The sequence below is a fragment of the Erwinia psidii genome, assembly GCF_003846135.1.
Lineage (GTDB): Bacteria > Pseudomonadota > Gammaproteobacteria > Enterobacterales > Enterobacteriaceae > Erwinia > Erwinia psidii.
The window spans coordinates 1-14,920 of the sequence record NZ_RHHM01000023.1; the positions used below are offsets into that span (position 1 = coordinate 1).

The 14,920-nt window shown below is 49.7% G+C and carries 13 protein-coding genes and 2 pseudogenes; 9 read left to right on the top strand and 6 right to left on the bottom strand.

Translation table 11 applies throughout. The features are described from left to right. The 3 genes and pseudogenes from EB241_RS19875 to EB241_RS19885 form a co-directional block, all read left to right on the top strand. A partial coding sequence (locus EB241_RS19875; RefSeq protein ID WP_124234809.1) for a YPO3983 family protein occupies nucleotides 1-511 on the top strand: 511 nt, incomplete at its 5' end. Next, nucleotides 501-961: pseudogene (locus EB241_RS19880) on the top strand (DUF943 family protein). The gene EB241_RS19875 and the pseudogene EB241_RS19880, both read left to right, overlap by 11 nt. Nucleotides 962-1,547: 586 nt before the next feature. Then, a pseudogene (locus EB241_RS19885) lies at nucleotides 1,548-2,524 on the top strand (IS3 family transposase); the annotation flags it as partial. A 177-nt stretch (nucleotides 2,525-2,701) separates the two neighbouring features. Here EB241_RS19885 and EB241_RS19890 read toward each other — a convergent pair. Together EB241_RS19890 and EB241_RS19895 are read right to left on the bottom strand one after the other, a co-directional pair. Continuing rightward, nucleotides 2,702-3,433 (bottom strand): 2-phosphosulfolactate phosphatase, encoded by a 732-nt coding sequence (locus EB241_RS19890; RefSeq protein ID WP_124234840.1) that lies wholly within the window; start codon nucleotides 3,431-3,433, stop codon nucleotides 2,702-2,704. A gap of 663 nt (nucleotides 3,434-4,096) precedes the next feature. Next, a complete protein-coding gene (locus tag EB241_RS19895) occupies nucleotides 4,097-4,372 on the bottom strand; it encodes a helix-turn-helix domain-containing protein (RefSeq protein ID WP_124234810.1) in 276 nt (91 codons plus the stop codon). Nucleotides 4,373-4,479: 107 nt separating this feature from the next. Between EB241_RS19895 and EB241_RS19900 the strand changes: the two genes are divergently transcribed. Beyond that, nucleotides 4,480-4,722 (top strand): helix-turn-helix domain-containing protein, encoded by a 243-nt coding sequence (locus tag EB241_RS19900; protein ID WP_124234811.1) that lies wholly within the window; start codon nucleotides 4,480-4,482, stop codon nucleotides 4,720-4,722. Nucleotides 4,723-5,456: 734 nt separating this feature from the next. Here EB241_RS19900 and EB241_RS19905 read toward each other — a convergent pair. Genes EB241_RS19905 through EB241_RS19915 form a run of 3 tightly spaced genes read right to left on the bottom strand, consistent with a single transcriptional unit; the run spans nucleotide 5,457 to nucleotide 8,474 of the window. Further along, entirely contained in the window at nucleotides 5,457-5,813 is a 357-nt protein-coding gene (locus EB241_RS19905) for an AzlD domain-containing protein (protein WP_124234812.1), read from the bottom strand. After that, nucleotides 5,797-6,492, bottom strand: a complete 696-nt coding sequence (locus EB241_RS19910) for an AzlC family ABC transporter permease (RefSeq protein WP_124234813.1) — start codon at nucleotides 6,490-6,492, stop codon at nucleotides 5,797-5,799. The genes EB241_RS19905 and EB241_RS19910 overlap by 17 nt, the downstream gene beginning before the upstream one ends. Nucleotides 6,493-6,497: 5 nt before the next feature. Continuing rightward, nucleotides 6,498-8,474, bottom strand: coding sequence for a helix-turn-helix domain-containing protein (locus EB241_RS19915; RefSeq protein WP_124234814.1), 1,977 nt, complete (start codon nucleotides 8,472-8,474; stop codon nucleotides 6,498-6,500). Between the two features lie 199 nt (nucleotides 8,475-8,673). Here EB241_RS19915 and EB241_RS19920 point away from each other — a divergent pair, with 199 nt between their 5' ends. Further along, nucleotides 8,674-9,012 carry a zinc ribbon domain-containing protein YjdM gene (locus EB241_RS19920; protein ID WP_124234815.1) on the top strand — a complete coding sequence of 113 codons (339 nt, stop codon included), beginning with the start codon at nucleotides 8,674-8,676 and terminating at the stop codon, nucleotides 9,010-9,012. Nucleotides 9,013-9,295: 283 nt separating this feature from the next. Then, complete coding sequence (locus EB241_RS19925; RefSeq protein ID WP_124234816.1) at nucleotides 9,296-9,913, top strand: trimeric intracellular cation channel family protein; 618 nt, start codon at nucleotides 9,296-9,298, stop codon at nucleotides 9,911-9,913. Here EB241_RS19925 and ligB read toward each other — a convergent pair. Then, nucleotides 9,888-11,579 (bottom strand): NAD-dependent DNA ligase LigB, encoded by a 1,692-nt coding sequence (gene ligB, locus EB241_RS19930; protein ID WP_124234817.1) that lies wholly within the window; start codon nucleotides 11,577-11,579, stop codon nucleotides 9,888-9,890. The genes EB241_RS19925 and ligB overlap by 26 nt on opposite strands. Nucleotides 11,580-11,830: 251 nt before the next feature. On the opposite strand from ligB, the gene gmk reads away from it, so the two are divergent. The 3 genes from gmk to spoT are packed head-to-tail and all read left to right on the top strand — an operon-like array spanning nucleotide 11,831 to nucleotide 14,920. Beyond that, a complete protein-coding gene (gmk, locus tag EB241_RS19935; protein ID WP_124234818.1) occupies nucleotides 11,831-12,454 on the top strand; it encodes a guanylate kinase in 624 nt (207 codons plus the stop codon). Between the two features lie 53 nt (nucleotides 12,455-12,507). Next, complete coding sequence (gene rpoZ / locus EB241_RS19940; protein ID WP_004154766.1) at nucleotides 12,508-12,783, top strand: DNA-directed RNA polymerase subunit omega; 276 nt, start codon at nucleotides 12,508-12,510, stop codon at nucleotides 12,781-12,783. Nucleotides 12,784-12,805: 22 nt separating this feature from the next. Next, a complete protein-coding gene (gene spoT / locus EB241_RS19945) occupies nucleotides 12,806-14,920 on the top strand; it encodes a bifunctional GTP diphosphokinase/guanosine-3',5'-bis pyrophosphate 3'-pyrophosphohydrolase (RefSeq protein WP_124234841.1) in 2,115 nt (704 codons plus the stop codon).

Below are 14,920 nucleotides of genomic sequence, written 5' to 3' on the forward strand. Positions count from 1 at the left end.
CATGCAGAGTGCTAACGGTACGCCCTTCCGTGATGTGTCTCTGGACAGGGCATTGAAAGAGCATATTATCAGGGATAACTCACAGGAAAATAGTACACGTGTGTTATTGCAGAAAGCGTTTGAAGACAATATAGACTGGGAAAATAATATTTATCCATCTATTGAAAAAGCAAAGCTGTATGAAGCCATATCTGGTGGTAAATTGCCTAAATTCGACAGATTCCAGGATAATTTCAATGGTATGGGTATTACCGTTCATGATACCTGGGCAACGCATATCACCATAAAATTACTGCATATTGATAATGGCTGTTTCCGGGCAGTGGTGCATTATAAAGTTCAGGATCACTTTGGTCTGGATAGTGATGATATTCTGAACACAAAATTCAGCCAGTTCCATTTTTTCCGCATCTGGTTTATTCTCCAGCGGTACAATCAGTTTTGCTTCAAGCCATTCATGACCAATATGGAAGCCACTGTAGAAATCACCGGGGGCCGTAGTGAAAGCTAATCTGAAAAAACTTCTGCTGATTCTTCTTGTCGCTGGCGCTGTCCTGATGGGCTATTTTTTTGGTTGACCTCTCGCCCGGTAGAAATTATTGCAGTTCATAAGGACAGTAACTACAGTTCTATTTTAGTAAAAAACTTTCCCGTTACGGACAAAGGAAAAATAGACTGGTGGTTGAAGAATAAAGATATACTCAAAAGCCGCTATGATATTCCCAAACCCGCCCCCTATGGTGGCTATGATGTTACTTTTTGGAATTTTGGTGACGGATATAAAGAAGATAAATACGACAGGCTCTGTTTCGATGATATGCAAACAAAAATGAACTACATCGATAAAGAACCAGTATTTACTATAAAACGATTTAAATATGAAAGAGAGATATTTATCACATATGAAGGGCGCTATAAATTGAAGGAAAACGGGGAATTAATGAAAGTTCATCGTGAATAGAACCCCTCTCCCTCGCGTGGGGACAGCAATAAAATCATCCGCTCTACCCAGCCTTGCACCAGCTCTGCGGAAGTAGTAAATGGCCGGGAGGCTATTCCGGCGGGGAAAAAAGCGGCAATGCCTTACCGCCTGCCTCACTCCTTCAGTAAGGCGGTGACGTGCAAGGCGAGCGTAACAGAGCAGCACAGATGCTGTGCGCTCATGGGGCAGATTGCACCAGTGAGGATTTGCTGACGCTCTGGAAAGAAAACCATATCGAGTTATGCTTTCCTCTGCACGATTATATAGCCTGCGAAAATGTCCCAGCGCCGGGTACAGGCAGAGAGGTTTTACTGTCGGTATCTCCGGCCAGTTATTACGTCTTCTGGGAATCGGTAGATTATTGTCCTCCACCGGATGATTACACAAGACTCTGCGTTAAAGAGTACGGTTCCACGGATAGCTATACAGAGCGCAAACTGTAGGTCTACATGGTGTAAGTATCCCGCATAATCGTGCCATTCACATTCAGAGACCTTACGGCATACTCATTTTGCCAACGAAGGAGATCGCTATGCGTAAAGCCCGTTTTACTGAGCATCAGTAAATCACGGTGATTAAATCAGTTGAAGCCGGACGAACAGTGAAAGATGTCTGCCGCGAGGACGGAATCTCTGAAGCCACGTATTACAACTGGAAGTCTACATACGGTGGCATGGAAACATCTGATATTAAAAAAATTAAGGATCTTGAGGACCAGAATCAACGGCTCAGGCAGATGTTTGCCGACCTCAGTCTTGAGAATCGGGCACAGAAAGACGTTATCGAAAAAAAGCTCTGAAGCCAGCCTTTAAGCGTGGGCTGGTGACGCATCTGATAATAACACTGAGTATTCGTCAGGCCTGCCGGAGTCTGAACCTGAGCAGAACGGTTTACCATTACCGCCCGGATACCACGCGTGACGTACCCGTTATTTTCGCGTTGCAGACGGCTGCGGAAAGATATCCACGATACGGCTTCCCGAAGCTGTTTCAGGTTCTGCGGCGGCAGGGATACCAGCGGAACCATAAACGGACCCACCGTATTTACTGTCTGCTGAAACTGAATTTTCGTCGCAAAGGCAAACAGCGTCTGCCGATACGTAATCCATCACCGCTGACCACACCGGAAGCGCTGAACCAGAGCTGGTCTGTTGATTTCATGCATGACGCGCTGATTTGTGGTCGTCGCTTTCGCACATTCAATGTCGTCGATAATTTTAATCGTGAAGCGTTGTCGATCGAAACAGACCTGAACCTTTCGGCCCAACGGGTGGTTTGGGTGCCCGACAGGAGCGACGCAAACCGGGGATATCCCGCGATGCTTCGCATGGATAACGGCCCGGAATTTATTTCTCTGACTCTGGCTGAGTGGGCAGAAGTGCATGCAGTGAGGCTGGAATTTATCAAACCGGGTAAACCGACTCAGAATGCATTTACTGAACGCTTTAACCGGACATACCGCACTGAAATACTCGATTTCTGTCTGTTCAGGACGCCGAACGAAGTACGGGAAATCACAGAGCGGTGGCTTTCAGAATATAACTGAGAACGTCCACATGAATCACTGAACAACCTGACACCGGAGGAATACCGATGACAACACCATCTGGCCGGGATCTCAAAAAATACGTGGAACTAAAACGGGTCTGTTTACAGTTATTCTGAAAGGCAATTTATCCTGTAAAGCCCATTATGATACCAGCCAGAACAGTTATAACTGTTACCGTGCTGATGTATAAAAATCACCATACAGCTGGCAGGCAAACGAAGCAGTGTCCACTTCAAGGCAGAGTCCGACATCCTCGTTGAACCCGCGCTTTTTTAGTTCAAGTGCTGAGGAACACTCACGAAGTTGACGCAAATTTTGCTGTCGGTAAAGTTGCCAGGCCGCCACTGACGCCAGCGCCTCAGGAGAGCAATTACGACGTCCCATTGCAGCGATAATACCACCGGCTGCTACGTAATCTTCAACTGAAGGACGAAAGCTGCCATCAGGCCATCGCTCTCCACAGGGGATCACCAGGATGCTTTCAAATGCGCCACAGGCATTAGCCGTTGCAGACATATTTCTGAAACAACCGCTGAAAACGGTAATCCCGGTGTCCCGTGCCCTGAAGGAAATGGCCGATCCGTTAGGTGACGGAAGTACCAGTCTTTCGCCATCACTGATGTTCTGGATTGATGCTGGCGACAGGCTGTAACCTTGACCGCTAAATCTTCTGTCAGGACTGGCCGTCTGCGCGCCGATTTTCATACCATATCCGCTCGCGGAGTCATCTTTCCAGGGATAAGGGTAAATGTCGGCGCCATTATCAACCGCCAGACTCACGCACGTAGAAAATGACATAACGTCAACTATCACAGCACAATCTGCATCGCCAGCCAGGTAATCCACGGCCGGCAGGCCCCATTCAAGACGAACCTCAAATTTTTTCTGGTTGAACCAATCCATCATGATGTCCGGTTAATATTTTTCTGAAATGTAGAATGCAATATAGTCGTGTTGAAGTTTATTTTTCAGTACATCAATGCACAATCAGCTGACGCTAAAGAGAAACCGTCTGCGCAATAATAATGATTCATATAATTGTTATAACGCCACCTGTGCAAAAAGATGCTCATCGATATAGCACCGGGCAGAAAGTTATTAAGAATTTCACTCACATAAGATGATGATGTGAAATAAATACCCTCCGTAAGCAATAAAAGTGGAATTTAAAAAATAATTTCCGCCGCTGAACTCCCTAAATTCGACCAACGCCGGATAATCTGAACGACATGGATATCACCGTACATGATACCAGGGCTGCGCATATCACTACAGAACCGTTGCGCCGTTACCGGCAGTGACACATGACAAGGTACAGAAACACAGTGGTTTGGACAGAATGATACTCTGAAAAACACAGTCAGTCCCCGCTTCCATATCTGGTTTGTTCTGCTGCGATCCAGGAAGTTTAGCCTGTGCTGAATGGCAGCGATGGTAAAAAGCTGTCATCACGAGATATATTTTCCGGTACTGGCTGAGGGAAACACGTAACTTATCACCTTAAAACTGAACTTGCCGACAGGTAAGTAATTCCTCACAGAAAACTGATGGCGATTAGCCAGAGGTTCACAGCCCATCCACCTTCTTCTTTACGGCGGGGAGAGCCTGAAACCTTGGTGCAAGATGACGATAAATATCATCCGTTGTTACACCGAGTAAGGTGCAGATGTGATAAAACTCAACGGCATCAAGCCTCCTTTCACAGCGCTCAATCCTTGATACCAGCGTCTGCTCGATCCGCATCGCTTCAGCCAGCTGTGTCTGAGTGATGTTACGTTTCCTGCGGACATCCACCAGGTAGCCGATAAGTTTCTGATAGTCATTTGTAAAAAATGAAGGCATATAAGACCTCTCAAATAGAACAAAATCGACTATCGAACAGCTTTAATATTAGAACAAAACGTACTATTTTGAGGCTTGCCGGTTAAAGGATTAACTACAGGAGAATTATGGTGACAGAAGGGAAGGACTGGCATCCATCCGAGATTTCCGCCGCACTCAAGAAGAAGGGGAGTTCTGTATCACGATTATCAAGAGAATCCGGCCTTGCCTCATCCACTCTGGCAAACGCACTTTACCGTCACTGGCCAAAAGGAGAAATTATCATCGCGGTGGCATTAGGAATCAGCCCCTCAGAAATCTGGCCTTCCCGCTATCCCAGTCAGAGAACCAACGCCGTGCTAAAAAAATAGCAGCAACAGCGTCTTAAATGCTTTTTCCAGGCTGACCATAATTACTGTCAGTCACGGCCACCTGTACTGAGGCCCCATTCACGGCGACAGGAAAGCGGCTGTGCATGCTGTTTACACGGGATATCAACCTTTATCATGTCGGGTGGTGGAATCAGCCATCGTGCCAGCGGGAAAGTCGGCTTTTCATAACACTGTTCTGAGATAGCCAGTGCAGCGCTGTTTAAAGCCTTTAGCAAGTTTTGGTGTTGGGGCTGCCAGCATTGAGAAACGTGGCAGGCTCACGATTAACAATCAATACATGATTACGCTAATGCTCGCTGACTGGCAGGCTGAGAAGTATTTCAGGCGTCTGAATTAATATCATTTTTTCTTCGTCCGCCCATAACATCACTTACTTCTTCGCAATACAACCTCTGCCTGCCTGTTCAGAATGTCGACATGCCGCTGTTGCACACACTTTTTAGTCGTCTGCACACTGACCTGCCACAACATAGAATCTGTCCCGCTCCCTAATTATCTTGGTCTGAACATTCCCACAGTCCCAAACCAGATGAAAAAACTCATCGGTAGTCACTTCCCAGTCCAGTCGGATGCGTCTGTAATCCCCATTGCACAACATCTTGCTGGCTTCAGTGAAACAAGTTGCGCCAGTTTCATCAGAATATCTCTGTTGGCTTTGGCTCATGTTATTGCTCCTCAGATTTAGATTGATCAGAAAACGGTACCAACCACAGCTACGGGACCAGGAACCACAGACCCATACCATATATGCCTACGCCGACGATCACCGCAATACCCGGATTTTTGGTAACGCGTAATGCCCCCAACGTCATTAAAATCCCTGCTACATAGCACAGCGTCCTGCCATAACCGATGGACATTGCCTGCTGCATACCGGGAATTAAAGTAACAATCATGATAGCGGCTAACAGCGAAGGTCCCAGCGCGGCAAAGACTGGCGACCCGTGATCGGCCCTGTTGTCATCAGCCCGAACCCGTTTATTAAGCATAAAAGGCAGCGAGCGTAACAGCCAGGTCACCACGCCCATGGCAATCACGGCCATCCATCCTTCATCATATGGCATAGTCATTCAGTTTTCCTTTTACAAAAACCGCACAACAACCACAGAGTGCCCCTGCGATAAGTGCCAGTGCGGTTAATCCATGTAAATACAACACACCAGCAACGACTACGGAAACAATCACTGGCAGACGGTACTGCGGGCTGAAACTTTCCTGTACCAACACCACAAACAACGCAGGCAATGCAAATGGCATAGCGTCTGCCAGCAATGGAAAGGCGTTACTGAGCTGGATTCCCGTCACCGCACCCAATACCGTTCCGACGACCCAGGCAAGGTAACTGAATATTCCCAGCCAGCTAAGCCAGCTGCTACGGTAAACCATCGCTATTTCCGGCATCCGCACCAACGCCGTGGCAAATACCTCATCCGTCAGTGTTGAGGCAGCCAGCAGCTGTCGGCGCAATCCCGCAGGTAGCTGACGTACCATTACGGCACCATATAACATGTGACGGACATCCATCATAGCGCACAGTCCCAGCACCAGATACCAGGCCGTTCCGGCATGCATGGCAGCCAGTAATACAAACTGGCTGCCTCCGGCAAAAATAAAAGCGGACATGGCAACCACCATTGCCACCGGCAGACCACTAACCGCACCCGCCATACCAAACGCAAAGGCGATTGGCAGATAGCCAGTAACCACAGGTAAGGAGGCCAGTAACGCCTGGTTAACCGTTTTTTTCATCTGAATCATAATGCCTGTAATACAAACAGATGCGTTCCGGCATCGCTGTCTGTTCGTCCACTGGTCGCGTACAAACGGCGATGCTGCTGCACGCTAAACCCGGCTATTCTGGCCAAATCGGAAAAGCAGTCCGGTGAGGTTTTTTGTTCAACTTCGTAGTCCAGTCCGGCAACTAACGCTTCCAGCTCAAGAATATGGAAGCGATAAAATACCTGCAAATAATTAGCAGGCTGCGGCGGAAGATGTAAGCTATGCAGTGTTTCCAGCAGATGTTTGCAACGATATTCAGCCCGCCCTTCATCGCCTGTCCGGGCCTCAAATAAAGCCTGTGGCACATCTTTGCGCAGCATCTGCACCAGACGACACTCATCCACCGAAAGCGCCTCTGCTGATATAGGTATCAGCGTGTCAGCAATATACTGCAGGTGATGTTTCATCAGGCCAGTTTTGCGTTGACTGATAGTAGAGAAAGGGCTAATCATTTCATCGGAGACAATAAAAACACCCCCACGGGCCAACTGTCGCCGCGTCGAGCTGAGAAACGCCATCGTATCCAGATGATGGGAAGCCCCGACTGAAATAGCCGCATCAAACGGATGATCTGGCACAGGAAGATCGGTAATGCTGCCCTTACCGGGGTGCACATTAGGTGTGTTTTTAAACAGCTTTTGCAAATGATTAAAAGCCGTTTCACTGGGGTCCACGGTGGTGACCTGTAGTTCTGGCAACAACTCCAGTAACATCTTTAAGGGCAATCCCGGACCGGTCCCAATATCAATTACCCGTGAAGCACGATGAGAAAGGTAACGACTCAGTTGTTGAGCAATCGCCACAGACTGTCTGGCGTAGGCTGGATGCACCATCTCCCAGACCGCATAGCCATCCACATCAATTCGATCTTCAAACAGCACCGTGTCATTATCGCGCTCCACAACAGGCGTGACTTCATAACGGGGAGCAGCGCACCGTGGTACAGAGGGTTGACCATTACGGGTCAGCACCTCTGCTGCAAGACTGGAAAGACAGAAGGTGTCGGAACGTGACAGCATTTGCAGTCTGGACTGGCTCTCTGCGTCAATCTGGTTCCACGGCGAAATGGCAAGATTGCTCAGATCCACGGCCTGCTGCAATAAGGGATTTTTCGCCGTTTCTTCCTCCAGACGCGCGTGGCTTCCCTCACGAGCGAGACAAATCAATTTTGGTCCCTGCTCATCAACATAAAAAGCCTGCATACCCGGCGATTCCGGTAGCAGTCTTTGCTGGATCTGCTCTGCTGCGTCGGCCATATCCTCACAACCGGTGAAACAGAGGCGAACCGCATTCACGCCCTGACGGCTTTCCAGCGCGAGACGACGAAACTGTTGCTGTAAACCGGACCAGTCATCTTCCGTTCCCGGCCATTCACGATAAATATCGTGTTCTCCCGGTGCAGCTTCAGCCAGGGTGGGATAAATCACACTGATCATCATCGAAGTCTGTTCATCCAGACTTTGATAAAGGTGGGGCGTATCACTGGCAAAGCTACAGCTTTTACCGGCGCTGAGGAAAACAGGCTCCGACTGGGGGCCGGTAAGCGCACGCCCCTTAAGCACCACCACGTTCTCTTCCACTCCAGGCATATGCGCTTCTGCCATGCGTTTCGTGTGAGGTGCTAAATCCATCACATAGGTTTCAATAACGAAGGGAGAAGATTGCTTATTAATCAGGCGAACGCTGACACCGGACGAACTGGATTCAACTGACTGATCCTGTTCCTGTGAGATAAGCTCGCCAAAGGTAACCCCCAGCGCATGTGCCAGCCGCCATACGGTTTCAATGGTGGGATTGCCGCGCCCGGCCTCAATGCCGGAAAGTGTCGCTTTGCCAATGCCACTGGTTTCTGCCAGACCGGAAAGCGAAAGCCCGCGAGATTTCCTCACTCTGGCAAGGCTTAATGACACAGACTGGCGAAAATCACTGGACAGCAATAACGAATTTTCCATGACACACTTCCTGCATTTAACATCGGCGTTCTGTATAAAGGCCAATGTTGTTCCTTATAATGAACGACGCTGCTGACTGTCAATTGTTTCACCAAAAATTCATTATTATGCTTCGCACCAGCAGGGTTTTCTGTAGGTTTCCGGCAGGCAACAGGCTAGAATGCCCTCCTTTTATTATGGATTAATTTGGAGTCTTACCATGCAAACGCTTCCTCCATGCCCTAAATGCCACTCTGAATACACCTGGCAGGATGGTGAACTCTTCAATTGTCCCGAATGTGGGCAGGTATGGTCTGAAGGTGCAGATACAGCCAATGAAGACATCCTGACAGTCAAAGATGCCAATGGTAATCTGTTGGCAGACGGCGACAATGTGACCGTCATCAAGGACCTGAAAGTCAAGGGCAGCTCCACTCCCCTGAAAATTGGCACCAGGGTAAAAGGCATACGTCTGGTTGAAGGAGACCATAACATTGACTGTAAAATCGATGGTTTTGGCCCAATGAAACTGAAATCTGAGTTTGTGAAGAAAAACTAATCCGATTTTAGTCAATGAAAACAGATGCCCGTCTCAGGCTTTCACTTATCTGTTCTTTATCGCTGACGAAACAGACACTCATGGCTACCATCAAAACACAGGATAAGCTGCCGCCTGTGATACCGCCGCAATGTCGTAACGCGCTGTCTGATGTTAAAAGACACGGCTTATTTTCATCGTTTAACAGCAAAATTGCTCATCGTCCTGCTCTTCTTTCGCCATGATGATGTCCAGAGACTGCCGTACGATAAATTATCACCATGATGATCTTCAGGAGCAGACAATGTTACTTAGCGTGCTCTACATTATTGGTATTACCGCCGAGGCAGTGACCGGCGCACTGGCTGCTGGTCGACGTAAAATGGACATGTTTGGCGTCATTATTATTGCTTCCGTCACCGCCATTGGCGGCGGGTCGGTGAGAGATATGTTGCTGGGTCACTATCCGCTCAGCTGGGTCAAGCAGCCGATGTATATCATTATCGTTGCAGTGGCAGCGGTGGTGACAACCCAACTGGCTTCGCTTATGCCCCATCTGCGTAAAGTCTTTCTGGTGCTGGATGCGCTGGGGCTGGTGGTGTTCTCGATCATTGGTGCGAAAGTCGCTCTTGACATGGGCCATGCTCCGATTATTGCGGCAATTTGCGCGGTAATAACCGGCGTATTTGGTGGCGTACTGCGTGATATGTTCTGTAACCGTATTCCGTTGGTCTTTCAAAAGGAGCTGTATGCAGGAGTAGCCTTTACCTCTGGCTGGCTCTATATTCTGTTGCTGAAAACCTCGCTCTCTCATGAACTGGTTGTTACCGGTACACTGCTGTTCGGTTTTATCGCCCGTCTTCTGGCACTGCGTTATAAACTGGGCTTGCCCATTTTCAATTATCCGCATAATGAACACTGATCCCCTGAGATTGATGACGTTCAAGCCAGGCGATCAGTTCCCGAACAGAAGGATGTTGTAAAAACGCGACAATTTGCCCTGCCAGCTTTTTACCCACTCCTGGCAGCTGCTGCCATGATCCCTGACTACGCCCAAGCAGATCGGCCCAGGTATCATCCTTCATGGAATTTAACGCGCTGGCTGGAATGGGGACGCCGGTGGCTTTTACCCAGCGCTTAAAAGGCTGCCTTTGACTGAGAGAAAACTGGTGATAAATCTGGTTTATTCTGGCTGCGGTCATTCCCTCAATCTCGCCGGGGTGTTCAGCAGGCAGTGACAGCCAGGAAAAAAGATGTGTCAGTTTCCCTGCCTGTATTAATTGCTGCCAACTGCTCCGGCTAATCCCTGGCATTGACAGTGCCGCCGGGCTGCTAAGCCAGACGAGTCTGGAAAGAAATTGTTCCCGACACTGTGGTGTGTAAGTGAAGCAACTTAATGCGTTGAATCTCTCTGTATCGGGCATTGCCGGAAGCCGGCGTTCTGTCACCCTCCATACCACGCCATCCAGCCGTGGGATCCCCTGACCAGCCAGGCTGACGGTAACCTGATCGCCGGGCAAAATGTCAGCGGCCAGCCAGCGCTGTAGTGAACCAACGCTAACCCGGTTAATTTTTTTGTCATCCAGTTGCACAGACACCAGATTCAGGACTGCACTGATTTTCCCGGTTCGCCCCACGGGAAAGTCAACAGAGCGAACTTCGGTGCTGACCTCAGGCGGAGAGTATTTCCAGGCCACCGACCAGTTATTCTCACCCGGTTTCCAGTAGACGCCCGCCACCGGTGAACGGTGAACAACCACGCCATCTGTCACAAAAGGCAGCGCCTGGTGAAACCAGCGATCTCGCCAACCTGCAACCTCATCGGCGCTGCTGACCGGTTTGCTCCAGTCAGCCACAAGGCCAAAACCCGCCTGCCGTAACAGACTGAGCCGTTCTGTCATTCCGTCAGGCCCATCGGGCCACGCCCAGATAAAGATGCCCAGCTGATGTAATACACCGGATGCATCCTTGCGCCGCATCGCCCCTGCCACGACGCTGCGGGCATTGACGCTACCAGCGGATGACTGCCGGTGGTCATGCATGCGTAAAAACAGCTCACCTTGCAAAATTACAGCGTCGCTTTCGAAGGGAATGTGCTGAGGAACAGATGGAATTTGTTTTGCTTTATCCGTCCAGTCTTCACCCTGCAATCCGTCTCCGCGACTGACCATACTGACCAAAAGGCCATGTCGGTAATGCAGTGTAACAGCGACACCATCGATCTTTGGCTGAACCCATAGTGCTTTTTTTCCGACCATCCAACGGGCAACGGCCTGTTTGTCAGCCAGCTTTTTTACCCCGACATGAGCCACGGGATGAATAACTTTACCAGTCTGACTCAGTTCCGGCTGGCGGGCAGCACTTTGTGGACGGAAACAGCGCTGCCAGGCATGAAACTTTTTTTCCATCGCGTCGTAGTGGTCATCTGTTACCTCACCGCTCCCTTGCTGGTAATAGGCCCGATCCCAGGCACTCAGTTGCTTTGCTAAAACGCTGAGCTCACGCTCCGCCTGAGTGGGTGTCCAGACCGGGCATTGCGCCTGCACCAGTACACACCAGAAGGCACACAAAATGACTATGTTACGCATCGCCTTACTCCCTGTTTTTCCGTGGTGGTATTACAGGGAAAAGAGAGACTGAAGGCGACGGGCAACAATAAATCTCTCGTACCGGCTCGAAAAGATTTTTAACAGGTAGTGAAACACGGCACAGATGTCGTGGGATGCTTTCCATTTTTCAGCAAATATAGTGCTGCAAGACGCCCGAAACGCTGTATGAACGAGGCCAGCCGTGTATACTGTGCAGAAATCAGACTCTGACTGGCTTATCAAGAATAATCATGGCTCAAGGCACTCTTTTTATTGTTTCAGCGCCCAGTGGGGCAGGTAAATCCAGCCTGATCAACGCACTGCTGAAAACTCAGCCGCTGTATGACACACAGGTTTCAATCTCCCACACGACGAGAGGCATGCGTCCCGGTGAAAATCACGGTGAACACTACTATTTTGTGTCTCATGACGAATTCTGCCGCATGATTGAACAAGAAGCCTTTCTGGAGCACGCTGAGGTGTTTGGCAACTATTACGGCACATCACGTAAAGCCATTGAGCAGGTACTTTCTACCGGGGTGGATGTTTTCCTGGATATTGACTGGCAGGGCGCACAGCAGATCCGTGAGAAAATGCCCCAGGCACGTAGCATTTTTGTCTTGCCACCGTCGAAAGATGAACTTGATCGCCGGCTGCGTGGTCGCGGCCAGGACAGCGAAGAAGTGATGGCCAAACGTATGGCGCAGGCTGTTGCTGAAATGAGCCACCACGCAGAATATGACTACCTTATTGTAAACGATGATTTTGATCTGGCTCTGTCCGATCTGAAAAATATTATTCGCGCCGAGCGTCTGCGAATGGGACGTCAAAAATCCCGTCATGATGCTTTAATCAGCAAACTGTTGGCAGACTGAGGACAACTCAGTATGATGCGCAGTCATTTCGTCACCCGTGGAGTATCACACTTATGGCACGCGTAACCGTACAGGACGCAGTAGAAAAAATTGGTAACCGTTTTGACCTGGTGCTGGTCGCCGCCCGTCGCGCACGCCAGATGCAGGTTGGCGGTAAAGATCCGCTGGTACCGGAAGAAAACGATAAATCAACCGTCATCGCGCTTCGTGAAATTGAAGAAGGGCTTATCACCAACCAGATTCTGGATGTGCGTGATCGCCAGGAACAGCATGAGCAGGAAGCCGCGGAGCTACAGGCCGTTACCGCTATTGCTGAAGGTCGTCGTTAATCATCAGCCGGAAGGCTCGCCCTTGTATCTGTTTGAAAGCCTTAATCAACTGATTGAAAAATACCTGCCTGAGGACCAGATTAAACGTCTCAAGCAGGCTTATCTTGTCGCGCGTGATGCTCACGAGGGACAGACGCGCTCCAGTGGCGAACCTTATATAACTCACCCGGTTGCTGTCGCCTGCATCCTGGCTGAAATGAAGCTCGACCATGAAACACTTATGGCCGCGCTTCTGCACGACGTGATAGAAGATACTCCCGCCACCTATCAGGATATGGAACAGCTGTTTGGTCAGACCGTAGCTGAACTGGTAGAGGGGGTGTCCAAGCTTGATAAACTGAAATTCCGCGATAAGAAAGAGGCTCAGGCCGAAAACTTCCGTAAGATGATCATGGCGATGGTGCAGGATATCCGCGTCATTCTGATCAAGCTGGCAGATCGCACGCATAATATGCGAACGCTGGGTGCTTTGCGCCCCGATAAAAAGCGCCGCATCGCGCTGGAAACGCTGGAGATATACAGTCCTCTGGCACACCGTTTGGGTATCCACCATCTGAAAACCGAGCTGGAAGAGCTGGGCTTTGAGGCACTGTATCCCAATCGCTACCGTGTGATTAAAGAAGTGGTAAAAGCGGCGCGTGGCAATCGCAAAGAGATGATCCAAAAAATTCTCTCTGAGATCGATGGCCGGTTGCAGGAGGCAGGGATCCCCTGTCGTGTTAGCGGCAGAGAGAAGCACCTCTATTCGATTTACTGCAAAATGCATCTGAAAGAACAGCGTTTCCATTCCATTATGGATATCTATGCTTTTCGGGTGATTGTCAGCGATGTTGACACCTGCTACCGCGTACTGGGGCAAATGCACAGCCTCTACAAACCCCGTCCTGGCCGGGTAAAAGATTATATCGCCATCCCCAAAGCCAACGGCTATCAGTCTCTTCATACCTCAATGATTGGACCACACGGTGTGCCGGTTGAAGTACAGATCCGTACGGAAGATATGGATCAAATGGCAGAGATGGGGGTCGCAGCTCACTGGGCTTACAAAGAGCAGGCAGAAAGCAGCACCACAGCGCAAATTCGCGCACAGCGCTGGTTGCAGAGCCTGCTTGAGTTGCAGCAAAGTGCTGGCAATTCCTTCGAATTTATTGAAAGTGTCAAATCCGATCTCTTCCCTGATGAGATTTACGTTTTTACCCCGGAAGGCCGCATCGTCGAACTGCCTACCGGCGCAACCCCCGTTGATTTTGCCTATGCCGTGCATACCGATATCGGACATGCCTGCGTCGGCGCGCGCGTTGATCGTCAACCCTATCCACTTTCCCAGTCGTTGAGCAGCGGACAAACGGTTGAAATTATCACCGCACCGGGTGCACGGCCAAATGCCGCCTGGCTGAATTTTGTGGTCAGCTCCAGAGCACGATCAAAAATCCGTCAGCTGCTGAAAAACCTGAAACGCGATGACTCAGTGAGTCTTGGGCGCCGTTTACTTAACCATGCGCTGGGCGGCAGTCGGAAGCTGGCCGAGATCTCTCCTGAGAATATTCAACACGAACTGGAACGTATGAAGCTGGCAACACTTGACGATTTGCTGGCAGAAATAGGCCTGGGCAATGCCATGAGCGTGGTGATTGCCAAAAATCTGCAGCAAAGTGAGCAATTCGTTACCGCGACGGTCAGTACCTCTTCACGGGGCAAGTTGCCAATCAAGGGTGCCGACGGTGTGCTGATCACACTGGCCAAATGCTGCCGCCCTATTCCCGGCGATCCTATCGTGGCACATGTCAGCCCGGGCAAAGGCCTGGTGGTACATCATGAGTCCTGCCGTAATATTCGTGGCTATCAGAAAGAGCCAGAGAAATATATGGCAGTGGAATGGGACAAGGTTACCGAACAGGAGTTCGTGGCGGAGATCAAAGTAGATATGTTTAATCATCAGGGGGCGTTGGCAAACCTGACCGCAGCGATTAACACTGCCGGATCGAATATTCAGAGCCTTAACACGGAAGAGAAAGATGGCCGTGTTTATTGCGCTTTTATCCGTCTGACGGCCCACGATCGCGTTCATCTGGCAAATATAATGCGTAAAATCCGCGTGATGCCCGACGTGATTAAAGTCCACCGTAACCGAAATTAG

What these genes read in the sequence shown, in the direction of transcription:
- EB241_RS19890 (WP_124234840.1), bottom strand. Translation starts at nt 3,433, where the DNA reads ATGGATTGGTTCAACCAGAAAAAATTTGAGGTTCGTCTTGAATGGGGC.
- EB241_RS19895 (WP_124234810.1), bottom strand. Translation starts at nt 4,372, where the DNA reads ATGCCTTCATTTTTTACAAATGACTATCAGAAACTTATCGGCTACCTG.
- EB241_RS19900 (WP_124234811.1), top strand. Translation starts at nt 4,480, where the DNA reads ATGGTGACAGAAGGGAAGGACTGGCATCCATCCGAGATTTCCGCCGCA.
- EB241_RS19905 (WP_124234812.1), bottom strand. Translation starts at nt 5,813, where the DNA reads ATGACTATGCCATATGATGAAGGATGGATGGCCGTGATTGCCATGGGC.
- EB241_RS19910 (WP_124234813.1), bottom strand. Translation starts at nt 6,492, where the DNA reads ATGAAAAAAACGGTTAACCAGGCGTTACTGGCCTCCTTACCTGTGGTT.
- EB241_RS19915 (WP_124234814.1), bottom strand. Translation starts at nt 8,474, where the DNA reads ATGGAAAATTCGTTATTGCTGTCCAGTGATTTTCGCCAGTCTGTGTCA.
- EB241_RS19920 (WP_124234815.1), top strand. Translation starts at nt 8,674, where the DNA reads ATGCAAACGCTTCCTCCATGCCCTAAATGCCACTCTGAATACACCTGG.
- EB241_RS19925 (WP_124234816.1), top strand. Translation starts at nt 9,296, where the DNA reads ATGTTACTTAGCGTGCTCTACATTATTGGTATTACCGCCGAGGCAGTG.
- ligB (WP_124234817.1), bottom strand. Translation starts at nt 11,579, where the DNA reads ATGCGTAACATAGTCATTTTGTGTGCCTTCTGGTGTGTACTGGTGCAG.
- gmk (WP_124234818.1), top strand. Translation starts at nt 11,831, where the DNA reads ATGGCTCAAGGCACTCTTTTTATTGTTTCAGCGCCCAGTGGGGCAGGT.
- rpoZ (WP_004154766.1), top strand. Translation starts at nt 12,508, where the DNA reads ATGGCACGCGTAACCGTACAGGACGCAGTAGAAAAAATTGGTAACCGT.